Annotated in this window: 18 protein-coding genes and 1 pseudogene; 8 read left to right on the top strand and 11 right to left on the bottom strand. The window is 65.2% G+C overall.

What is annotated here, in order from left to right:
* The first annotated feature begins 56 nt into the window (after nucleotides 1-56).
* The 7 genes from mfd (at nucleotide 57) to RMO95_RS08210 (ending at nucleotide 7,524) form a co-directional block, all read left to right on the top strand.
* The gene (gene mfd / locus RMO95_RS08240; protein WP_409574933.1) at nucleotides 57-3,527 is read left to right on the top strand and encodes a transcription-repair coupling factor; all 3,471 of its coding nucleotides are present in this window, start codon (nucleotides 57-59) and stop codon (nucleotides 3,525-3,527) included.
* 251 nt (nucleotides 3,528-3,778) lie between these two features.
* Nucleotides 3,779-4,117: a type II toxin-antitoxin system Phd/YefM family antitoxin gene (locus tag RMO95_RS08235; protein WP_310450131.1), complete on the top strand. Its 339-nt coding sequence runs from the start codon at nucleotides 3,779-3,781 to the stop codon at nucleotides 4,115-4,117.
* Nucleotides 4,110-4,493, top strand: a complete 384-nt coding sequence (locus RMO95_RS08230; RefSeq protein WP_310450130.1) for a type II toxin-antitoxin system RelE/ParE family toxin — start codon at nucleotides 4,110-4,112, stop codon at nucleotides 4,491-4,493. The genes RMO95_RS08235 and RMO95_RS08230 overlap by 8 nt, the downstream gene beginning before the upstream one ends.
* Before the next feature lie 76 nt (nucleotides 4,494-4,569).
* Nucleotides 4,570-4,800 carry a type II toxin-antitoxin system prevent-host-death family antitoxin gene (locus RMO95_RS08225; protein WP_310450129.1) on the top strand — a complete coding sequence of 77 codons (231 nt, stop codon included), beginning with the start codon at nucleotides 4,570-4,572 and terminating at the stop codon, nucleotides 4,798-4,800.
* Complete coding sequence (locus RMO95_RS08220) at nucleotides 4,797-5,183, top strand: type II toxin-antitoxin system VapC family toxin (protein ID WP_310450128.1); 387 nt, start codon at nucleotides 4,797-4,799, stop codon at nucleotides 5,181-5,183. Before RMO95_RS08225 ends, RMO95_RS08220 begins: the two co-directional genes overlap by 4 nt.
* A gap of 5 nt (nucleotides 5,184-5,188) precedes the next feature.
* On the top strand, nucleotides 5,189-6,265 hold the full coding sequence (locus RMO95_RS08215) for a 3-deoxy-7-phosphoheptulonate synthase (protein WP_310450127.1): 1,077 nt from the start codon (nucleotides 5,189-5,191) through the stop codon (nucleotides 6,263-6,265).
* Between the two features lie 8 nt (nucleotides 6,266-6,273).
* Nucleotides 6,274-7,524, top strand: a complete 1,251-nt coding sequence (locus RMO95_RS08210; RefSeq protein WP_310450126.1) for a DUF1015 domain-containing protein — start codon at nucleotides 6,274-6,276, stop codon at nucleotides 7,522-7,524.
* Nucleotides 7,525-7,686: 162 nt separating this feature from the next.
* On the opposite strand, the gene RMO95_RS08205 is transcribed toward RMO95_RS08210, so the two are convergent.
* The 8 genes and pseudogenes from RMO95_RS08205 to smc all read right to left on the bottom strand — a co-directional run bounded on the left by RMO95_RS08205 (nucleotide 7,687) and on the right by smc (nucleotide 17,605).
* On the bottom strand, nucleotides 7,687-8,001 hold the full coding sequence (locus RMO95_RS08205; RefSeq protein WP_310450125.1) for a hypothetical protein: 315 nt from the start codon (nucleotides 7,999-8,001) through the stop codon (nucleotides 7,687-7,689).
* Nucleotides 8,002-8,218: 217 nt separating this feature from the next.
* A pseudogene (locus RMO95_RS08200) lies at nucleotides 8,219-8,485 on the bottom strand (HU family DNA-binding protein); the annotation flags it as partial.
* Nucleotides 8,486-8,592: 107 nt separating this feature from the next.
* Nucleotides 8,593-9,138: a hypoxanthine-guanine phosphoribosyltransferase gene (locus tag RMO95_RS08195; protein ID WP_310450124.1), complete on the bottom strand. Its 546-nt coding sequence runs from the start codon at nucleotides 9,136-9,138 to the stop codon at nucleotides 8,593-8,595.
* Nucleotides 9,139-9,319: 181 nt separating this feature from the next.
* Complete coding sequence (gene galU, locus RMO95_RS08190) at nucleotides 9,320-10,186, bottom strand: UTP--glucose-1-phosphate uridylyltransferase GalU (RefSeq protein WP_310450123.1); 867 nt, start codon at nucleotides 10,184-10,186, stop codon at nucleotides 9,320-9,322.
* A gap of 85 nt (nucleotides 10,187-10,271) precedes the next feature.
* Nucleotides 10,272-10,811 carry an ORF6N domain-containing protein gene (locus RMO95_RS08185; RefSeq protein WP_310450122.1) on the bottom strand — a complete coding sequence of 180 codons (540 nt, stop codon included), beginning with the start codon at nucleotides 10,809-10,811 and terminating at the stop codon, nucleotides 10,272-10,274.
* An 82-nt stretch (nucleotides 10,812-10,893) separates the two neighbouring features.
* On the bottom strand, nucleotides 10,894-12,939 hold the full coding sequence (ligA, locus tag RMO95_RS08180; protein WP_310450121.1) for an NAD-dependent DNA ligase LigA: 2,046 nt from the start codon (nucleotides 12,937-12,939) through the stop codon (nucleotides 10,894-10,896).
* Nucleotides 12,939-14,084 carry a cell division protein ZipA C-terminal FtsZ-binding domain-containing protein gene (locus tag RMO95_RS08175; RefSeq protein WP_310450120.1) on the bottom strand — a complete coding sequence of 382 codons (1,146 nt, stop codon included), beginning with the start codon at nucleotides 14,082-14,084 and terminating at the stop codon, nucleotides 12,939-12,941. The genes ligA and RMO95_RS08175 overlap by 1 nt, the downstream gene beginning before the upstream one ends.
* Nucleotides 14,085-14,086: 2 nt before the next feature.
* Nucleotides 14,087-17,605, bottom strand: a complete 3,519-nt coding sequence (smc, locus tag RMO95_RS08170) for a chromosome segregation protein SMC (RefSeq protein ID WP_310450119.1) — start codon at nucleotides 17,603-17,605, stop codon at nucleotides 14,087-14,089.
* Between the two features lie 92 nt (nucleotides 17,606-17,697).
* On the opposite strand from smc, the gene queF reads away from it, so the two are divergent.
* The gene (gene queF, locus RMO95_RS08165; RefSeq protein WP_310450118.1) at nucleotides 17,698-18,129 is read left to right on the top strand and encodes a preQ(1) synthase; all 432 of its coding nucleotides are present in this window, start codon (nucleotides 17,698-17,700) and stop codon (nucleotides 18,127-18,129) included.
* 105 nt (nucleotides 18,130-18,234) lie between these two features.
* Here queF and RMO95_RS08160 read toward each other — a convergent pair whose 3' ends face one another.
* The 3 genes from RMO95_RS08160 to RMO95_RS08150 all read right to left on the bottom strand — a co-directional run bounded on the left by RMO95_RS08160 (nucleotide 18,235) and on the right by RMO95_RS08150 (nucleotide 22,104).
* A complete protein-coding gene (locus tag RMO95_RS08160; protein ID WP_310450117.1) occupies nucleotides 18,235-19,362 on the bottom strand; it encodes an ATP-binding protein in 1,128 nt (375 codons plus the stop codon).
* Entirely contained in the window at nucleotides 19,363-20,487 is a 1,125-nt protein-coding gene (locus RMO95_RS08155; protein WP_310450116.1) for an FIST signal transduction protein, read from the bottom strand.
* Nucleotides 20,488-20,790: 303 nt separating this feature from the next.
* The gene (locus tag RMO95_RS08150) at nucleotides 20,791-22,104 is read right to left on the bottom strand and encodes an HD domain-containing phosphohydrolase (RefSeq protein ID WP_310450115.1); all 1,314 of its coding nucleotides are present in this window, start codon (nucleotides 22,102-22,104) and stop codon (nucleotides 20,791-20,793) included.
* Nucleotides 22,105-22,322: the final 218 nt, after the last annotated feature.

Below are 22,322 nucleotides of genomic sequence, written 5' to 3'. Positions count from 1 at the left end.
GGCGTATAATCGCGCGCCTTCCCGCCGTTCCCTCGCCTGACGCTGATTTGAATCCCCTGCTGTCGCTCCCCGCCCTGCCCAAACCGGGCCAACGCCTCGATTTGCCGCTCCTGGCCGCCTCCGCCGACGCGCTGGCGCTGGCGCAGTTGGCACGGCCCGGACAACTGCTGGCCGTGGTCACCGCCAGCCCGCTCGAAGCGCAGCGCCTGGCCGAGGAAATCGCCTGGTTCGCGCCGGAATTGCGCGTGCATCTGCTGCCCGACTGGGAAACCCTGCCCTACGACAGCTTCTCGCCGCACCAGGATCTGATCTCGGAGCGCCTGGCGACGCTCTACGCGGTGTCGCGAAACGAATGCGAGGTGCTGATCGCGGCGGCCTCGACCGCCATCACGCGCCTGGCGCCGCCGGCCTTCCTCGCCGGCCACACCTTCTTCATGAAGAAGGGCGAGCGGCTGGACCTCGCCAGGCTGCGCACCCAGCTCACGATCGCCGGTTACCAGCACGTGACCCAGGTGGTCGCCGCCGGCGAATACAGCGTACGCGGCGGCCTGGTCGACCTGTTCCCGATGGGCACGGCCCTGCCCTACCGCATCGAGCTGTTCGACGACGAAGTGGAAACCATCCGCAGCTTCGATGTCGATAGCCAGCGCACCCTCTACCCGGTGCCGGAAATCCGCCTGCTGCCGGCGCGCGAATTCCCCGCCGGCGACGCCGGCCGCACCACTTTCCGCCAGCGCTTTCGCGAAGCCTTCGAGGGCGACGCCTCGCGCATCAGCCTCTACAAGGATGTCACGAACGGCATCCTGCCGGCCGGCATCGAGTACTACCTGCCGCTGTTCTTCGAGGCCACCGCGACGCTGTTCGACTACCTGCCCGACCATGCGCTGCTGCTGCTGCACGGCGACGTCGCCGGCGCCATCGCCGAGTTCTGGACCGACCTGCAGGGCCGCTACAAGATGCTCGGCGGCGATCGCTCGCGCCCGGTGCTGCCGCCCGCCGAACTGTTCCTGCGCGACGAGGAATTCTTTGTCGCCGCCAAGCTGCTGCCGCAACTGGCTTTGAAAGTAGGTGCTGGCGATGCGACGAAAGTTGGCGCTGGCGATGCGGCGAACGCGGCGAACGCGGCGGCGAGCCTGCCAATCCTGGCAGTAAATCGCAAGGCCGACGATCCGCTGGCGGCTCTGCGCGGCTTCCTCGCTTTGCATGGCGGCCGCGTGCTGCTGCTGGCCGAATCGCCGGGCCGGCGCCAGACCTTGGCCGACTACCTCGCCGAATACGGCCTGGTACCTGCGTCCTGCACCGACTTCGCCGCATTTCTTGCCGACGCATCGCCCTTCATGCTCGGCGTCGGCCCGCTTTCCGGCGGCTTCCTGCTCGACGACGCCCCGAAGGAAGCCCCTTTGGGGGGCATCGCGGTCGTCACCGAGAACGAGCTCTACGCCGCCACCGCCCGCCCACGCGGCCGCCGCACCGACGCCCGCCGCGCCAACCTCGAAGGCTGGCTGCGCGACCTGTCCGAGCTCAAGGTCGGCGATCCGGTGGTGCATGAAGCCCATGGTATAGGCCGCTACCTCGGCCTGGTGCACATGGATTTCGGCGAGGGCGCCACGGAGTTCCTCCATCTCGAATATGCCAACGGTGCCAAGCTCTACGTGCCCGTAGCCCAATTGCAGGTCATCTCGCGCTACAGCGGCGCCGATCCGGATTCGATCCAGTTGCATACCCTGGGCTCCGGCCAGTGGGAAAAGGCCCGGAAGAAAGCCGCCGAACAGGTGCATGACACGGCCGCCGAGCTGCTGCATCTGTATGCCCAGCGTGCCGCGCGCGAAGGCCACCAGTTCGTTTTCAAACAGCACGACCTGGAAGCCTTTGCCGACGGCTTCGGCTTCGAGGAAACCCCCGACCAGCAGACGGCGATCAACGCCGTGATCGAGGACATGAAGTCGGGCAAGCCGATGGACCGCCTGGTCTGCGGCGACGTCGGCTTCGGCAAGACCGAGGTCGCCATGCGCGCCGCCTTCGTCGCCGTATCCGACGGCAAGCAGGTCGCGATCCTCTGTCCGACCACGCTGCTGGCCGAGCAGCACTACCAGAACTTCAGCGACCGCTTCGCCAATTGGCCGATCAAGATCGCGGAAATCTCGCGCTTCAAGTCGGCGAAAGAGCAGGACGAAGCGGTCGAACTGCTGGCCCAGGGCAAGATCGACGTGCTGATCGGCACCCATCGCCTGCTGCAGAAGGACGTCAAGTTCGAGCGCCTGGGCCTCATCATCATCGACGAGGAACACCGCTTCGGTGTGCGCCAAAAGGAAGCATTGAAGGCGCTGCGCGCCTCGGTCGACGTGCTGACGCTGACGGCGACGCCGATCCCGCGCACCCTGGGCCTGTCGCTCGAAGGCCTGCGCGATTTTTCGGTGATCGCCACGCCGCCGCAGAAGCGTCTGGCGATCAAGACATTCGTCACCAAGTGGTCCAACGGCCAGGTGCGCGAAGCCTGCCTGCGCGAGTTCAAGCGCGGCGGCCAGGTGTATTTCCTGCACAACGAAGTCGACACCATCGAGAACATGAAAGAGCGCCTGCACGCGCTGCTGCCCGAGGCGCGCATCGTGGTCGGCCACGGCCAGCTGCCGGAGCGCGAACTGGAGCGCGTGATGCGCGAATTCACGCAGCAGAAGCACAACCTGCTGCTGTGCTCGACCATCATCGAGACCGGCATCGACAACCCGCACGCCAACACCATCGTCATCAACCGCGCCGACAAGTTCGGCCTGGCCCAGTTGCACCAGCTGCGCGGCCGTGTCGGCCGTTCGCACCACCAGGCCTATGCCTACCTCCTGACCCACGAGGATGCCAAGCCGACGGCCCAGGCCAAGCGGCGGCTGGAAGCGATCCAGGCCATGGAAGAACTCGGCTCGGGCTTCTTCCTCGCCATGCACGACCTCGAAATCCGCGGCGCCGGCGAAGTGCTCGGCGAATCGCAAAGCGGCGAAATCCACGAAATCGGCTTTGCGATGTACACCAACATGCTCAACGCCGCGGTACGCGCACTGAAAGCCGGCGAGAAGGTGCCCGACCTGACCCAGCCCTTGTCCATCACCTCGGAAATCAACCTGCGCGTGCCGGCGCTGTTGACCAACGACTACTGCCCCGACGTGCATGAAAGGCTGACGCTCTACAAGCGCCTCGCCAACTGCGACAGCGAGGACGATTTGCGCGCCATGCAGGAGGAACTGATCGACCGCTACGGAGAAATGCCGGCGCAGACCCTGGCCCTGATGGATACCCACCGCCTGCGCCTGGCCGGCCGCACCCTGGGCCTGGCCAAGCTGGATGCGGGCCCGGCCGCGATTCAGATTCAGTTCATTCCGAACCCACCCATCGACCCCGCGAAAATCATCCGCCTGCTGCAAAGCGATCGCAGCTTCAAGCTCGCGGGCCAGGACAAGCTGCTCTGGCAGAAGCCCACCGCCGCGCTCAACGAGCGGGTGGCTGCGGTGAAGGAACTCTTCCGGCGCCTCAAGCACTGAGTTCGAAAGTTATGTCTACGGCGAAGCCGGAGACGGTATCCCTTGCGGGCGGCGCTGGCAGGACGGCGAAGGGGTGTCGCGAAGCACTGCTTCGCGCCTTCGCCGGTCGGTGGGCCATGCAGGGCCCACCGAGGGCCCCGATCAGGGGCCGAAGAAGGGGCCGAAGACTAGCGGGTTCCGGCATGTAGACTCCGGCCCTTGAGGCCCGCTATACTGTGCAGAATTCTGTAACCCATTGCCAGGAGCCGATCATGAGTTTTTCCGCACGCGACATAGTGCCCTTCACCCAGGCGCGCGCCAATCTCTCCGATCTGGCCGACCAGGCCAAGGCCGGCACCGAGAAAATCATCACCAAGAACGGCGAGAGCTACGTCGCCCTGATCGATGCCGATCGGCTGGACTACTACCATCGCCTGGAGCGCGAGCACATCCACCTGTTGCTGATCGACGACGCCAGGCGCGGCCTGGCCGATATCACTGCCGGCCGCACCGTCGACGCCGACGAGGCCATCGCCCGGATTCAGCAGCGCCGGGCGGCCGGCGCTGCCAATATCGCCCGTCCAGGCAAATCCGCCAAGAAGCGTGGCTGACACGCGCTGTCGGGTCGAGCTGACCGCCAGCTTTCGCGAGCGCCTGGAAGCCATCGAGGCGTTCCTGGTAGAGGCCGACGCCGGCTTCGCGTTCGACGCGCTCCTGGCCGAGCTGCGGGCCACGGTCATCCCCAACCTGCGGCGCTTTCCGCGTATTGGCCGGCGCTACCTGGACAATCCGCCGCAGTCCGCCGAAGCGCTGGCTCAACTGGCCGCGCTGCCGACGGGCGCACCGGAAGCGCTGCGCGAGTACCTACATGGCGACTACCTGCTGCTCTACGCCGCGATGGAGGCCAACGCCACCGTGTACCTGCTATCCATCCGCCATCACCGCCAACTATCCTTCGACTTCGCGCGCCTGTGGCCCAGCGCCTGACAGGCATAACAGTATCTACAGCCTTGACCTTCCGTTGTTGGTCAGATAAGATGACCAACATTCAATGGAGCACGCCATGCAGCAATTCAACATCGCCGAAGCCAAGGCCCATCTTTCCGAGCTGGTGCAGAAAGCCATGATGGGCGAGGAAATCGTCATCGCCCGCGACAACAAGCCGCTGGCGATGCTGGTGCCGATCAAGCGCGCGCGGCAAAAGCGCACGCCGGGCTCGGGCAAGGGGCAGATCCTGTTCATGGCCGACAACTTCGATGCGATCCCGGAAGGATTCGAGGACTACACGAAGTGATTGCGCTGCTCGACACCAACGCCTTCCTGCGCTGGGTGGAAGGCGACGACAAGTTGTCGGTCAAGGCGAAATCCTGCATCGCCAATCCGGACAACGAAATCCTGGTCAGCGTCGTCGTCGCCTGGGAACTGGCGATCAAGTCCGGCCAGGGTGGCATCAAGCTGGCCCAACCGGTCGGGCGCTATGTGGCGAGCCATATCGAGGCCAACGGCTTTCGTCTGCTCGGCATCGAACTCGATGATATGGCCGCCATCGAAACCCTGCCCCTGCATCACCGCGACCCGTTCGACCGCCTGCTGGTCGCGCAGGCGAAGAACCGCAAGTTGCCCGTGGTCAGTTCCGACCGGGCGTTTTCCGACTACGGCATCAAACGCATCTGGTAACCGCCATGCAACAGACTGAAAACCTCAATATCGAAGCCTTCGAACCGATGCCGACGCCGGAGGAAATCCACGGCCGCGTGCCGCTGTCGGACTCCGCCGCAGAGTCGGTGCTGGCGGGACGGCGCACGCTGGAACGCATCCTCGACGGCAAGGACCCGCGCATATTTGTCGTGGTCGGCCCCTGCTCGATCCACGACCCCGTCGCCGGGCTCGATTACGCGCGACGCCTGAAGCAACTGGCCGACGAAGTGGCCGACACCATGCTGCTGGTGATGCGCGTGTATTTCGAAAAGCCGCGCACGGCGACCGGCTGGAAGGGTTACATCAACGATCCGCGCATGGACGATTCCTTCCACATCGAGGAAGGCATGCAGAAGGCGCGCGAATTCCTGCTCGCCGTGAATGAACTGGGCCTGCCGGCCGGCACCGAGGCGCTGGATCCGATCGCGCCGCAGTATCTGGGCGACCTGATCGGCTGGGCCGCGATCGGCGCGCGCACCTCGGAATCGCAAACCCATCGCGAGATGTCTTCCGGTCTTTCGGCGCCGGTCGGCTTCAAGAATGGCACCGACGGCTCGCTCGATGCCGCCGTCAATGCCATCATCTCGGCGTCGAGCCCGCACAGCTTTCTCGGCATCAACATGCAGGGCCGCTCCAGCGTGGTGCGCACCGCCGGCAACCGCTACGGCCACTTGGTGCTGCGCGGCGGCGGCGGCCGGCCGAACTACGACACCGTCAGCGTCGCGCTGGCCGAGGCGGCGCTGGCCAAGGCCGGACTGCCGCACAATATCGTCATCGATTGCTCGCACGCCAACAGCTACAAGAAGCCGGAACTGCAACCGCTGGTGATGCAGGACTGCATCAACCAGATCTGCGCCCAGCGCAAGGCCGGCCATCGCTCCATCGTCGGCCTGATGATCGAAAGCTTCATCGAAGCCGGCAACCAGCCGATCCCCGACGATCTGTCGCAGTTGAAATATGGCTGCTCGGTCACCGATGCCTGCGTCGATTGGCCGACCACCGAGAAAATGATCCGCGACGCCGATGCAACGCTGCGCGGCCTGTCCGCCCAACCCGCCTGAGAATCCCCATGAGCCTGATTCGAGCCTTTCGCGGCCTGCGCCCTGCCGCCGGCCAGGCCGGCGCCATCGCCGCGCCACCCTACGATGTCCTCTCCAGCGACGAAGCGAGAGTCCGCGCCGCGGGCAAGCCCTGGTCCTTCCTGCACATTTCCAAGCCGGAAATCGACCTGCCGCCGGACATGGATCCCTATGCGCCGGCGGTATATGCCAAGGCTGCCGAAAACCTGCAGAAGATGCTCGCCGCCGGGGTGCTGGCCAGGGACGCCGCGCCCTGCTACTACGCTTACCGGCTGACCATGCCCGGCATGGGTGACGACAAGGCCGGCGACCATGTGCAGACCGGCCTGGTGGCCGCCGCGAACGTCGCCGACTACGACAGCAACCGCATCCGCAAGCACGAGTTCACCCGGCCCGACAAGGAAGACGACCGCGTGCGCCAGATCGAGGCGCTCAACGCCCAGACCGGTCCGGTGCTGCTGGCCTACCCGGCATCGAGCACGGCCGATGCGCAGATCGCCGCCATCGCGCAAGGCGCGCCGGCCGCCGATGTCGTCGCCGACGACGGCATCCGCCATCAGATCTGGGTCCTGACCGACGCCGCGCAGATCGCGGCGATCACGGCAACTTTCGACGCCATGAAGGCGCTCTACATCGCCGACGGCCATCACCGCTCGGCCGCCGCCTCGCGTGTCGCCGCCGCACGCCACCAGCAGGGACGCGTATCGTCCGCCGACTCCTTCCTGTCGGTGATCTTCCCCCATCACCAGATGAAGATTCTCGACTACAACCGCGTCGTCAAGGACCTCAATGGCCTCGAAGAGTTGGCGCTGGCGACCCGCCTCGCCGCCGCCTTCACGGTCGAGGACAGCGCCGGCCGCGCGCATCCCTCCTGTCCCGGCGAGTTCGGCATGTACCTGGCCGGGCGCTGGCGCAGGCTGCGCATCAAACCCGAGCTGATTCCCGAGGATCCGGTGGCGCGCCTCGATGTCTCGCTGCTGTCGCACCATGTGCTGGCGCCGCTGCTGGGCATTGCCGACCTGCGCCGCGACAAGCGCATCGACTTCGTCGGCGGCATCCGCGGCCTGACCGAACTGGAAAGGCGCGTCGACTCGGGCGAGATGGCGGTGGCCTTCGCCCTCCATCCCACCAGCATGGATCAGCTGATGGCAGTGGCCGACAGCAACGAGGTGATGCCGCCGAAATCCACCTGGTTCGAGCCCAAGCTGGCCGACGGCCTGGTCTCCAACGTGCTCGACTAGTACGCAGACATGTTGAAACCGATGGATGCAGGAGCGAGCTTGCTCGCGACAACGGCTTATCGCGAGCAAGCTCGCTCCTACAGAGAATGCGCCTTTTCCTTGATGACTGACTACTAGGCAGGAAGAACGCAGGCCGGCGCGAAGCGCAGGCCCGTCGGTGCTTCAGTCCCTGGCTGCCGTGGCGACAGGCTGCAGACAGCGGCTGCAGGTCGGCGCAGCTTCGCTGACGGCGTGGCCATATTTGCGGCATTGCCTTTCGGCGGCATAGAGCGCAAGGGCCGGCCTCTTCGACGCCAGCGCGAGAATCAGGACCGTGGCCAGAATGTAGCTGGCCTGCTCTCCGGCAGCCCCATCCAGCAAAGCCATGGACAGCGGCTGCAACAGGCTGGCGGCAAACATCAGGATGCCCGAACCGATCACAAAGACCGAGTTGGCAAAGTGCCTGACTTTGGCTTCCAGTTCTTCTTTCGATGGCATCACGACGATCCGGAGGGAAAAGCACTATTCCAGAAAACAAGGGCAACCCGCGGGTTGCCCTTGTCATGTCCCGGGCATTCAACCGGGGATGGTCTCCCCGAGGGACATTGGAGCGGGCGGCTTACTTCTTCTTGGCGGCCGGCTTCTTTGCTGCCGGCTTGGCGGCAGGCTTCTTTGCAGCGGCGGGTTTCTTGGCGGCAGCGGGCTTCTTGCCGGCAACGGCGGCCTTCAGGCCAGCGCCGGCGGAAAACTTCGGAACCGCCTTGGCGGCGATCTTCAGGGGTGCACCCGTCTTCGGGTTCTTGCCGGTGCGAGCGGCGCGATTGACCGCCTTGAAGGTACCGAATCCAATCAGCGCAACCGGATTGCCTTTTGAAATTACGGAGGTAATCACTTCGGTCAAGGCATCGATGGCCTTGTTGACCGCGGCCTTGGAAAGCTCGGCACGCTCGGCTACTGCTTCAATCAGTTCGCTCTTGTTCATCGAATTCCCCTTCGGTTTGGAAAGCCGCATTGTTCCATTAATTCTGCGCAAGTTGCAAGCCCTGCACGGCTTTGCGCGACGAATGTGTTGCGCCGATGCCAGCCGCGCTACAGGCCCTTCACCGCATAGACCGCCGGCAGGTTGCGCCACGCGCCCTTGACGTCCATGCCGTAGCCGAAGACGTAGCGATTCGGCAGATGCACGCCGACGAAATCGGCCGCAACCGGCTTGGCACGGCCGAGATTCTTGTCGGCAAAGACGGCGCTGAATACCTCGCTGGCGCCTTGTTGCCGCAGACGGCGGACCACCTCGGCCATGGTCACGCCTTCGTCGAGAATATCGTCCACCACCAGCACCACGCGCCCCGCGACGTTGGACCGTGGCTTGACGATCCATTCCAGTTCGCCGCCGCTGGTGACGTCGCCGTAGCGCGTGACATGCAGGTAATCGAAATCCAGAGGAAAAATCAGTTGCGGCAGGAGTTGGCCGGTGAATACCACGGCACCGCCCATCACCGCCAGCACCAGCGGATTGGCGTCGGCCAGGCGCGCCGTGATCTCGGCCGCCACGCGCCGTACCGCCAGCGCCGACTCTTCGGCCGAACACAGCAGGTCGGCCTCGTCGAAAATCTTCTGCGCTTCCTGCGGGCTCATTGGACTACCCTCCCCCCAGCCCCCTCGCCAAGCGAGGGGGTGACAATGGTTCGCCGCTGCGCGGCTCCGTGTGATGACTGGCGGTCCACGGCCGGCTTTGCACAGCCGGCCGGCTCCGGCGGCGCGAAGCAGTGCTTCGCGAAACCCCGCCTTCGCCCCTGCGGGCGGCCGTGCGGAGCGCTCATGCCATGCGCTTCAAGCTGGCGGCAAAGGCTTCGCCGATTTCGGGATGGCGCAGGCCGAAGGCCACGGTCGCTTCGAGATAGCCGAGCTTGGAGCCGCAGTCGTAGCGGGTGCCCTTGTAGCGATAGGCCAGCACCTGCTCCTCCTCCAGCAGCGCGGCAATGCCGTCGGTGAGCTGGATCTCGCCGCCGGAGCCCTTGCCGATGTTGGCCAGGTGGTGAAAGATGCGCGGCGTCAGCACGTAGCGGCCGACCACCGCCAGGGTGGACGGCGCCTCCTCGGGCTTGGGCTTTTCGACGATGCGCACGATCTGCTCCAGCGTCTCGTTCATCGGCTTGCTATCCACGATGCCATAGCTGCCGGTGTCTTCGCGCGGCACCTGCTGCACGCCGATCACCGAAGTGCGGTAGTAGTCATACACATCCACCATCTGCTTCATGACCGGCGGCTCGCCGTCGATCAGGTCGTCGGCCAGCAGCACCGCGAAGGGCTCGTTGCCCACCGCCGGATAGGCGCAGAGCACCGCATGGCCCAGCCCGAGCGCCTCCGGCTGGCGGATGTAGATGCAGTTGATGTTCTTCGGGATCATGCCGCGCACGAACTCCAGCAACTCGGTCTTGCCGCGCTGCTCGAGTTCGCTCTCCAACTCATAGGCCTTGTCGAAATGGTCCTCGATCGCGCGCTTGGAACGGCCGGTGACGAAGATCATGTCGGTGATGCCGGCGGCCACCGCCTCCTCCACCGCGTACTGGATCAGCGGCTTGTCGACGATCGGCATCATTTCCTTGGGGCTGGCCTTGGTCGCCGGCAAGAAGCGCGTGCCGAGGCCCGCGACGGGAAAGACCGCCTTGGTAACTTTTTTCATTTGGAACCTCTGGTGACTTTTTTAGCTACGGCCGCTGCGCTTAACGCCGATGATTCCGGCATTAGCCTTCGCTGAAACTTCGTTTTCATTTTTTGTTCCTTGGCTTGGAATCGATATTGGCGGTGAAGCCGATGCCGCGACGGGCAGGCGCCGGTGGGTTCATCAGTTGTCGAATGGCGTCGATCAGGCCGGCGATGGCCTGATCGTGGCTGGAGAGCTTGCGTTCCATTTGATCGAGCTTGGTGGATATATCCTTGTGCGCGGAGAGCATTTCCCGAATCTGGACGAAGGCACGCACCACCAACAGACTGACTTCGACGGCACGCGATGACTTCAGCACGTTGCCGAGCATCAGCGCACCGTGCTCGGTGAAGGCGTAGGGCAACGACGGCGAAAACTTGAGTCGAGCGAGGTGGTCGCAATTTGCGACCACCTCGGCTTTTTCGTTCGCATCCAATTGAAACATGAAGTCGCCAGGAAAGCGCTCAGCATTGCGCTTTACGGCCTGATTCAAGGCTCTGGTTTCAACACCGTACAAATCAGCCAGATCGGCATCCAGCATCACGCGCTGGCCGCGCAGCAACAGAATTCGGCTGGCCACGGTTTCCGGAATGATAGTGCTCACGACGAAATCGACTCCATGGCGGGGTGATCACAATTTGTGACCACCTCCATTTTTGCCGCCATCGCGTGCGATACGAGGGTGCTCATGACGAAACCAACTCCCTGAATTGCGCCTCGTCCAGAATGCTAAGCCCCAGGGCCTGCGCCTTGTCGAGCTTGGAACCGGCTTCCGCGCCGGCCACCACGTAATCGGTCTTCTTCGACACCGAGCCGGCCACCTTGCCGCCCAGCGCCTCGATCATGTCCTTCGCCTCGTCGCGCGTCAGCGTCGGCAGCGTGCCGGTGAGGACGAAGGTCTTGCCGGCGATCGGCGAATTCACCACCGCGGCCGACTCGCCTTCGGTCCAGTTCACCCCGGCCGCGCGCAACTGCTCGATCACCTCGATGTTGTGCGGCTCGGCGAAGAAGCGGACGATCGACGCCGCCACCACCGGCCCGACGTCGGGCACCTGCTGCAGGCGATCGAGATCGGCCGCCATCAACGCATCGAGATTGCCGAAGTGGCGCGCCAGGTCCTTCGCCGTCGTCTCGCCGACATTGCGTATGCCCAGCGCGAAAATGAAGCGCACCAGGGTGGTGTGCTTGCTCTTCTCGATCGCGGCCAGGATGTTGGCCGCGGATTTCTCGGCCATGCGTTCGAGATTGACCATGGCCAGCAAGCCGAGCTTGTAGAGGTCGGCCGGCGTCTTGACGATGGCATGATCGACCAGTTGCTCCATCAGCTTGTCGCCCAGGCCCTCGATGTCCAGCGCGCGCCGCCCGGCGAAATGCAGCAGCGCCCGCTTGCGCTGCGCCGGACAGAACAGGCCGCCGGTGCAGCGCGCGATGGCCTCGTCCTCCGGCTTTTCAACGGCAGAGCGGCAAACCGGACAGGTCGCCGGCATTTCAAACGGAGCATGCAGCGGCTCGCCGCCCTCCTTCATCGGCCGCTGGTCCACGACCACCGACACCACCTCGGGAATCACGTCGCCGGCACGGCGCACGACCACCGTATCGCCGATGCGCACGTCCTTGCGTCGCGCCTCGCCCTCGTTGTGCAAGGTGGCATTGGTTAACGTCACGCCACCGACGAACACCGGCGCCAGGCGTGCCACCGGCGTGATGGCGCCGGTGCGGCCGACCTGCAGTTCGATCGCCTCGACCGTGGTCAGCGCCTCCTCGGCCGGGTACTTGTGCGCCACGGCCCAGCGCGGTTCGCGCGTGACGAAGCCGAGGCGCTGCTGCAGTTCCAGCGAATTGACCTTGTACACCACGCCGTCGATGTCGAAGGGCAGGCGGTCGCGCGCCTCGCGCATGCGCGCATGGAAGGCGATCAGGCCCTCGGCGCCCTGCACCACCGCGCGGTGCTCGCACACCGGCAGGCCGCAAGCGGCCAGCGCATCGAGCACGCCGGCGTGGGTCGGCGGCTGGTCCCAGCCGCGCGTCTCGCCCAGGCCATAGGCATAGAAGGACAAGGGCCGCTCGGCGGCCATGGCAGGATCGAGCTGGCGGATGCTGCCGGCGGCGCCGTTGCGCGGATTGACCAGCGTCGGCCGCCCCGATGCACGCTGTTTTTCGTTGTAGCGCTCGAAGTCGGGCCGGCTGATGAATACTTCGCCGCGCACTTCCAGCACCGGCTGCGCCTCGCCCGTCAAGCGCAGCGGAATGCGCCGCACGGTGCGGATGTTCTGCGTCACGTCCTCGCCGGTTTCGCCGTCGCCGCGCGTCGCGGCCTGCACCAGCACGCCGTCCTCGTAGCGCAGGTTGATGGCGAGGCCGTCGAACTTGAGTTCGGCCGCATACTCGATCGCGGCATCGCCTTCGGCCAGACCCAATTCGCGGCGCACGCGAGCATCGAAGGCGCGTGCCCCCGAAGGCTCGGTGTCGGTCTCGGTGCGGATCGACAGCATCGGCACGACATGGCGCACCGGCAAGAACTCGGGCAAGGGTTTGCCGCCGACCCGCTGCGTCGGCGAATCCATGCTCAACAGTTGCGGATGCGCGGCCTCGATGTCCTGCAGTTCGCGGAACAGCCTGTCGTATTCGGCGTCCGGAATGGTCGGCGCGTCGAGCACGTAATAGGCATGGTTGTGCTGCTCGATCTCGCGGCGCAGGGCCGCGGCGCGCGCCGCTGCCTCCGGCACGGACATCAGGAAAAGAGGCGCAGCGCCCGCACGCTGCCGGGCTCGATGCCAGCGTCGCGCATGGTCTGCTGGAGTTCCGCGGTCTTGGCGCCGATCGCATCGATCATCGCCTGCGACAGCGGTGCGCGTTGCGCATCGACCAGCACGCCGCCCAGGGCCGTGGTCAATTGGCGCGCCATTGCCAACATGCGACCGAAGGCGGCGACGCCGTCGGCGACGCGCGGCACGTCGAGGCTCAGCGTCAGGCCATGCGTGGACAGTGCCGCGAGGGTATCGGCAGCGAGCGGCTCATTGCCGAGATTGGCCACGGTGAACAGTTCGCCGCCGGCCTCGTCGCGGGCGCGGAATACGCCGTCGGCTTCGAGCACCAGGCCCGCCGCTTCGGCCACGCCGCGCAGCTTGGTGCCGGCGAAGACGCCGCCGGTGGCTTCGACCACATGCAGCACGAACTGGATGTCCACGCCGGCGCAGAATTCGTCGAGCCTGGCGGCGTGCAGCAGGGTTTCGTCGAATACAGGGAGGTCCAGGGCCGCGCCCATATGCTGCGCAATCTGTTGCGCACCGTCGAAGAAGCTCGTCAACTCTTCAGCCGAAACGGCACCGCGACGATCGACCAGTTGCAGGGCGACCGCCCAGTCGCGGTAGCGCTCCGCATCCTGCGCATCGAGCTGCCGCCAGGCCTCGTCGTCGTTGCGCGCCAGCCAGTGCAGCGGCTTGCCCAGCGCTCCCGCCCAGGCATTCTGCATGGCCAGGACGACAGGCGCCGCGATCGCTTCGCTTGCCGTCAGACGCAGCACACAATCGGCAATCTCGTCGGCGCTGTCTTCCGGCAGCGGCGGTGCCGATGCCGATGCCGATGCGGCCTGCGCCTCGTCGGTCTCCAGGTCCACGGCAGCGGTCGGGTAGGGATCGTCGTCGCCTTGCGCCACGGCATCCGGACCGGCGTCGAGATGAGGTTCCCGCCGTTCATCGTCGACCGCCCGCGGCAGCTCCGGCGCCGCCACCGGCAGCGCATCGCCCTGCTCGCCGTTGAAGATACGCTCGGCGGTCTTGCGGTACTGGCGGTCCTGCCAGACGTTGTAGCCCCAGACCATGGCCACACCCACCGCGCCGGCCCCGATCAATGCGATTTGCAGTTCGCTGATTGCCATGTTCACGCCACCTTCTGTTCGACGGCGAGGCGCAACGCCTCTTCGATATCGACTTCCACGACGCGCGACACGCCCTGTTCCTGCATGGTCACGCCGATCAGCTGCTGGGCCATTTCCATGGCGATCTTGTTGTGCGAGATGAAGACGAACTGGGTGTGCGTAGACATGCGCTTGACCATCTCGCAGAAGCGCACGGTGTTCGAATCGTCGAGCGGCGCATCTACTTCGTCGAGCATGCAGAAGGGCGCCGGGTTCAGGTTGAAAATCGCGAACACCAGCGCAATCGCGGTCAGCGCCTTCTCGCCGCCGGAGAGCAAGTGGATCGTGGTGTTCTTCTTGCCCGGCGGCTGCGCCATGATCTGGATGCCGGCATCGAGAATCTCGTCGCCGGTCAGGATCAGCCGTGCCTCGCCGCCGCCGAAGAGCTGCGGGAACAGCGTGCCGAAGTGCATGTTGACGGTGTTGTAGGTCTGCTGCAACTGGTCGCGGGTTTCGTGATCGATGCGGCGGATCGCGTTTTCCAGTGTGCCGATGGCCTCGTTCAGGTCGGCCGCCTGCGCATCGAGAAAACCCTTGCGTTCGGAGGCCGTGGCCAGTTCCTCCAGCGCCGCGAGATTGACCGGACCCAGCGCCTCGACTTCCGCCGTCAGGCTGGCAATTTCGGCTTGCAGCAGGTTGTCGCGCAGCTTGCCCGTGGCCAGTTCCTCGGCGAAAGGCGTTTCGTCTTCCTCGGTCACCACGTGCACCTCGGCCAGGCGCTCGCGGAACTGCTCTTCGTTGATCTGCGAGGCCTGTGCCTTGAGGCGCAGATCGTTGATCTTGTCGCGCAGCGGCACCACGCCCTGCTCCAGCCTGAGGCGCTGTTCGTCGAGGCTGCGCAGCTCGCCAGCCGCCGTTTCGAGCACGTTGCGCCGTTCCGCCAGCGCCAACTCTTTGCCTTGCTTCGCATCCAGCGCGGCATGCAGTTGCTCTTGCAGCACCATGTCGCTGATGCCGGCGACCTCGGTGCGCGCACTGGCGGTTTCGGCTTCGATGCGCTGCAACTGGCTGCTCGCCGTGGTCGCGGCGCGCGCATTGTCTTCCAGTTTCGACAGGCACTCGCGCTCGGAGAAGCCGGCCTCCTGGGCCTCGCGCCCGAGCTGGATTTCGAGTGCCCGCGCCTCGCGCAGGGCCGCATCCTTCTGCCTGTGGATCTCCAGCGCGCGTTCCAGGCGTTCGCGCACTTCGCCGAGGCGCTCGCGCTGCAACTCGCCCTCGCTCTCGGCGCGCTCGCGCCGCGCCTGTTCGGTTTCGTCCTGGCGCTGCAACTCGGCCAGGTCGCGGTCGATCTGCGCCGAGCGCTCCTCGAAGCGCGCCTGCGCCTGGGCCAGCTTCAAGGCCTCGACCTGAGCGGCGTGGAAGGCCTGTTGCGCCTCCTGCATCGCGCGCCGGGCCGCGCTGAGCTGCGCCTGGACGTCGGCCAACTGCTGCTCGGCCGCGCGCTGCACTTCGCGCGCCGCATCTTCGGCCGCCGCGCGCACATCCAGCAGCGCAGCCAGTTCATCGATCTCGCGCTGGCGTTCGATGACGCCATGCGTCTTGGCATCCGGCACATACAGCGTGAGGCCGGCAGGCGTCAGCAGATGGCCGGCGCGCGACACGCGCTGGCCGGCAGCCAGCGGCAATTCTGCGCCGAGATCCTCGGCGACCGAAACCCCGGCCAGCCATTCGTCGAGCACGCCGGACCAGCGCGCATCCTCGCAGCGCACCTTGCCGCGCAGGCTGTCGGTGGCAGTTGCCGCCGGGCTGGCGGCAGCAGCGCGGGCCAGGGCCAGCGTCAGGATTGCCGGGGGGGGCGCCGCGACGGCCGCACGCAGAGTTTCCGCATCGGCGGCGAGCGCCGAGAAACGCTCGCGCAGCACGGCTTCGACCGCGGTCTCCCAGCCGGCCTCGACCTGGATGGACTGCCACAGCGGTTTGGCGTCGGCCAGATTGCGCGCCTTGAGCCAGTCGCCGATCTCGCCGCTTTGCGCCACCTTGGCCTGCAGATGCGCCAGCGCGTCATGCCGGGCGCGGGTTTCGGTCAGGCTGCGATGCGCGGCCTGGAGGGCTTCGCGCGCGGTACGCAATTGCGCTTCGGCAGTGGGAACGGCGGCCTGCAACGTCGCCAGGCGCTCCTGGGCCACGGCCAGCGCCGCTTCCGCGCGCGCTTCGGCCTCTTCGGACGCGGCCAGCAAGGCCGGATCGGGCGCGCCCAGCGCCTGCCGGTCCTGTTCCAGCCGGCTGCGGCGCTGCGCCAGGTTTTCCAGGGCGCGCTGGGCGTGGCCGCGGTCGGCTTCGGCCAGGCGCAATGACTGCTCGGCTTCGCTCAGGCTGCGGCGCGCCTCGGTGACGTCGCTGCCGGCGGCCTGCAGCGCATCCTCGGCATCAGGCAGGCGCGCGGCGGCTTCCTCGTGGCGTGCGGCGGCGGTGGCGGAACGCGCGCGCGAATTTTCCAGCAACTGATTCCAGCGCGCTTCGTCCTCAGCCAGTTGGCGCTGCTGCGCGCGCCAATGGCCGTCCTCGGCATCCAGCTGGGCCAGACGCGCTTCCAGCCGCGAACGCGAATCGCGCAGATGGCTGATTTCGGATTCGAGCCGGCTGACTTCGGTATTGGACGCATACATCTCGGCCTGCGCCGCGTGCAGCGAGTCCGACGCGGAGAAATGGCTTTCGCGCGCATGTTCGACGCGCGCTTCGATTTCGCGCAGCTGCGCGGTCTCGGCCTCGACGCGATTGACGGCCTCGTCCACCTGGCGCGCCAGGCGCTGGGCGTCGTTGCGGGCGTCGTTGCGCTTTTTGAGCCAGAGCAGGGTCTGCTTCCTCGACACCTGCTCGTGCAGGCCGCGGTATTGCTGCGCCACGGTGGCCTGCGCCTGCAAATGGCCGACCTGGGCTTCCAGCTCGTTGCGGATGTCATCGACGCGGGCGATGTTCTCGCGCGCATCTTCCAGGCGGTGCTCGGTTTCCTTGCGGCGTTCCTTGTACTTGGTGACGCCGGCCGCTTCTTCGAGGTAGAAGCGCAGCTCGTCGGGCTTGGCCTCGACGATGCGCGAGATCATGCCCTGGCCGATGATGGCGTAGGCGCGCGGACCCAGGCCGGTGCCGAGGAAGAGATCGATCACGTCGCGGCGGCGCACGTGCAGGTTGTTGATGTAGTAGCTGGAATTGCCTTCGCGATCGAGCAGGCGCTTGACCGTGATTTCGGCGTACTGGCTCCACTGGCCTTGCGCGCGGCCCTGGGCATTGTCGAAATACAGTTCGACGCTGGCGCGGCTGACCTGCTTGCGGTTGCCAGACCCTTTGAAGATCACGTCCTGGATCGACTCGCCGCGCAGCTCGGAGGCCTTCGACTCGCCGAGCACCCAGCGCACGGCATCGATGATGTTCGACTTGCCGCATCCATTTGGACCGACCACGCCCGCCAGCTGGCCGGGAAACAGCACCGTGGTGGGCTCCACGAACGACTTGAAGCCCGAAAGTTTCAGCTTGTTTAGACGCACTGGGATTGAACCGGAAAGATGATGGCGAAAAGGCGACTTTGCAGCCGCGCCATTATAATCTGTCCCGCCCCTCTTACCCGCAGCCAGACAGCATGCCAAAGCCAGCCAGCACGACCCGCGCCAAGGCGCTGGAAACCTTCGCCAACCCCGCGCCGCACAGGGATTACCAGATCCACATGGAAATCCCCGAATTCACCTGCCTGTGCCCCAAGACCGGACAGCCGGATTTCGCCGTGCTGACGCTGGATTACATCGCCGACAAGGTCTGCATCGAGCTGAAAAGCCTCAAGCTCTACATCTGGAGTTTCCGCGAGGAAGGGCATTTCCACGAGGACGTCACCAACCGCATCCTCGACGATCTGGTGCGCGCCACCAAGCCGCGCTTCATGCGCCTCACCGCGCGCTTTTACGTGCGCGGCGGCATCTTCACCAATGTCGTTGCCGAACACCGCAAGACTGGCTGGAAGCCGGCGGCGAAAATCGAGCTGGCGGAGTTCCCGGCGCAGTCGAATACGCGCGGCTGACACGCACGCCGGCAGAAGCCGGCCAAATCGCCAGGAAGGCCGACCTGGACCAGGATTCGAGGTAATTGCTCAGCGCACGACCGGCCGACAGGCTGCCGGCGCCGCTCATCCCGAAGCTTGTGAAGAAATCGTCGCGCCCGGCAGGTTTCCGGACACTTCCCTGACACCGCGCACCGGCAAAATTACCTTGAACGTGGTGCCCACGCCTGGCTCGCTTGCCACTTCGAGGCGTCCGCCGTGCTTGCGGACAATGCCGTAGCTGAGCGAAAGGCCGAGGCCGGTACCTTGGCCCACCGGTTTGGTGGTGAAGAATGGATCGAAAATGCGCTTCATGTTCTCGGGCGCAATCCCGCTACCCGTATCGGCGATTTCGATCCAGACCCAGTCTTCATCCTGGGTGCCGGTGCGAATCGTAATCGTCCCCCGGTCCGCGATGGCATGCGCGGCATTGACCACGAGGTTCATGAATACCTGGTTGAGCTGGGAAGCCAGGCATTCGACCTGCGGCAGCCTGCCGTATTCCTTCACCAGGTCGGCCTTGTACTTGATTTCGTTATTGACGACGTTGAGCGTGGAGTCGAGCCCCCGATGGAGGTCTACCCATTCCCAGTCGCCGGCATCGACGCGAGAGAAATCCTTGAGATCCTGGACAATGCGCTTGACACGCGCCAAGCCTTCCCGCGATTCGGCAAGCAGGAGGCCGATATCCTTGCGCAGGTAGTCGATTTCAGCGGCCGCGCGGACTGCGTCGATGCGTTGCTGCACCTCCGGGCTGACGCAACGGGGGCACTCGATCTCGTAGGCCGTCAGTACGGACAACAGGCTTTCCACGTACTCGGCCAGCGTGCCGAGATTGGAATTGACAAAACCGATGGGATTGTTGATTTCATGGGCAACACCTGCCGCCAATTGTCCGATCGACGCCAGCTTCTCGGATTGCAGCAACTGGTTGTGGGCTTCCTCGAGCTTCCGGATCAGAGCCGTCTGCTCGGCCTTTTCCGCGAGCAGCGCTTTCTCGGTCACGCGGCGCGCCTCGAGTTCCCCACGCAGGTCGCGGTTGCGTTCGGTCAGCTCTTGCGACATTTCGTCCAGCGAGCGCTCTATCATTCGCCGGTCCGCGTCGCCGCGGGCGTAGGCGTCGCCGACCGCGGCAAAAAAATCGGCCCAACCCACCGGCAAACCATCCGCGCCACCGAGACATCGGTTGATCTGGCGCTCCAGCAAGGGATGCATTCAGTCCTCGGCGAAGCTGGTAATGGTCATCGTCTGGTTGTGTAGTTCGCAGCGTGCCGTCGGCGCGTAGGGCGAGATCTCGCCATAGGAATAGAAGCCGGTCAGCGCCACACCGTCCCCAAGCACACGGCGCACACCCTCGATCTCCTCCTCGATGCGCTGTCCGAGCACCAGCTTGCGGCCGACACAACTGATCAGCACGGCGAGCCCGGCACCGGCAGTCAGGCGCGAAGCCTGTGCTGCGCCGGCCGCGCCTTCGATCAGGCGGTCGAAGTTCGCCTTCATCAGGCGCGCATGAGTGCCCTGCGGAACGTCGCCGGCGAAGGTCATCGAACCGTCCGCCTCGTCGACCGCAAGTATGGTTCGTACCAGCCCGGTGTCCGTGTCGTCCGCGCCGCGCAGCGCAAGCGGGAAAAGCAAGCCGGACGCCGGCAGTCCGGCGGCGTGTTCCCCGAGATAGCGCTTGTAAAGCGCCAGCGCCGGCTGCCCGTCCAGTTCGTAGAGAACATTGCCCACGGACCGCGTGATCAGCCGGTCGGGACCGAACGGATCCCAGCCGCCAAGTGAGCCGTAGCCGACCCTGAGCCGTTCGCCGTAAAAACCGATGGCGGCGACCACGCGTTCGGCGGGCGGTGCATCGGCGACGACCAAGGTGCGAGTGAAGCGTGCGCCGTCACCGGAAAGCCCGCCGGTCACCGCGATGCCGGGCGGCAGACCGTCCTGAAGGCCGGCAGCGAGCTCCGTGCCATTGACATGGAGGCCATCGGAAAGCACGAAGACATGTACGAGTCCGGGGCCAAGCAACTGCGCCGCGAGGGTCGAACCTATCCGCCGGTCATCGCCGGAACCTTCCACGCGCGCGCTGGCAAGACGGACTTGCGAGTGTGCAAAACGGACCGCCGTCACGACCAGGGTATCGTCGCTGACGCTGGTGCCGGCTATCTCGCCGGCCGTCGAGCAGCCGACCACCAGCGCCCCCGGATAGGCGGCATGCAGTTCGTTGTAGCGGTCGACGTCGAGCTGGGCCGTGCCACCGAATACCAGCACCAGTTGCGCGGCGTCCGAGCCCGCCGGCAAAACCGTCCAGCCATTCGCCGGCGTCCATTGTCGTTGCGTGATGTCCATGTCTTCTCCTCGAACAGAGCCGCCGTCTGCATTTGGTCTTGCGCGCCTCCCGCATTATGCCGTCAGTTTCTTCTGGTACGGTTCGGCAATCCGGCCTTCGGGAATTCTTTTGCCGGCGAACTGCCGTCGCCGGCCTCGCAAGCCGGCACGGCCGACGCGACCATCCTCCGCCTTGGCTAGTACGCAGGCATGTTGAAACCGATGAATGCAGGAGCGAGCTTGTTCGCGACAACGGCGTATCGCGAGCAAGCTCGCTCCTACAGGGAATGCGCCTTTTCCTTGCGCCTTTTCCTTGTTGACCGACTACTGGTAGTGCCTGTCGGGGCGCACATACAGAGTCAGGCGACCGCCCTCGCGGCGCTCCATGTCCTGTATTTGCTTCACCAGTTGCGCATCCAGAAGGTAATCGGCAGCCAGCAGCAGCACCCCGTCGCGCCCGACGAAATCCCTCGCCAGCACCATGCCCGCCCGCACCTCGGCGGCAGGCACGGCCTTCTCCAGGGCTATTTCCTGCGCCTGGGCTCCAATCATGGCGAAGAAAGCATCCAGTGCCTGCGGGTCGTAGCGCTTGCCGCGCCCTTGCGCCAGCATCGCCCTGGCGTCTTCCTGGCTCGCGCGCTTTTCCGACAAGCTACCGATTTGCATGCCGTCATAGTCATTGACCACGCTCAGAATGCGCGCTCCGAGCGGGATGAAAGCTCCCTGCAATCCGTCCGGGTAGCCTTGGCCGTCGAAGCGCTCGTGATGCGCGCGGATGATGCGCGCCACCTCCTTCAGTTCGGCCAACGGCATCAGGGCCGCTTCGCCGGCGACCGGGTGCTGGCGATAGACGCCCATTTCATCGCCGTTCATCCTCGACACGGGGCGTCCCAGCAAACTGTCGGAGAAACCGATCTTGCCGATGTCGTGCAGCAACGCCGCGACAAACACATCCTGCTGCTCCTTGGCCGGAAGCTCCAGGCGCACGGCCAGCTTGCGCGCCAGATCGGCCACCCGTCGCGAATGGCCGACCATCGTGCCGCCACGCAGTTCCATGAGACCCGAAAACACCTTGATCGAGACCAGGAAATTCTGCTTGAGCCGGTCGTTGGCCAGGTTCAGGAAGCTGTTGATCTGCTGGATCTCCGCCGTGCGTTCGGCCACTTTCTGTTCCAGGCCGGTATTGAGCTGCGCCAGTTCCTGGTTCTGCGCCGTGGTCAGGGCCAGCAGGCGGATGTTTTCCTTGCGCAGGCGACTGCTTTCGAGGGCGTCGCGTATGGTCAGCACGAGCTGGTTGTCGTCCCAGGGCTTGGAAATGTAGCGGTAAATCTCGCCGCGGTTGATCGCCTCGATGGTCGAACCGACGTCGGCATAACCCGTGAGCAGAATCCGCATCGTGTCGGGCCAGCGCTTGCGCACCTGCTCAAGAAACTGCGCCCCGTTCATTTCCGGCATGCGCATGTCGGAAACCACCAGATCGACCGGCTCCCGTTCGAGAATATCGAGGCCCGCCGCACCGCTTTCCGCCATGTGAATCGTGTAGCCCGCCGGCCGCAGCAAGCGTCGCAGCGACGAAAGTATGCTCGCCTCGTCATCGACCAGCAACAGAGTGGCTTGGGTTTCAGTGATGTCGTTCATGAGACTCGGTTACGATTGAGTACTTCTTGCCCTCGGCGAATCGCCAGACTAACCTGAAACTCGGCTAGCCGGCTACATTGCTTCCCGACGGCGGATGACACAGGCCCGCTTCAGCGTCGGGCCTACGTAGCTACCGCAGTTTGTAGCGTAATTCACGGATAAACAACACGCCACGCCTCTGGGATTATGCCTGTTTGTTAGACTCCAACATCTCGCTA

This window comes from Sulfuritalea sp., assembly GCF_031426875.1.
Classification (GTDB): Bacteria; Pseudomonadota; Gammaproteobacteria; order Burkholderiales; family Rhodocyclaceae; genus Sulfuritalea.
The sequence above is the reverse complement of the archived record's forward strand: the minus strand, read 5'-3'. Positions and strand labels throughout refer to the sequence as shown.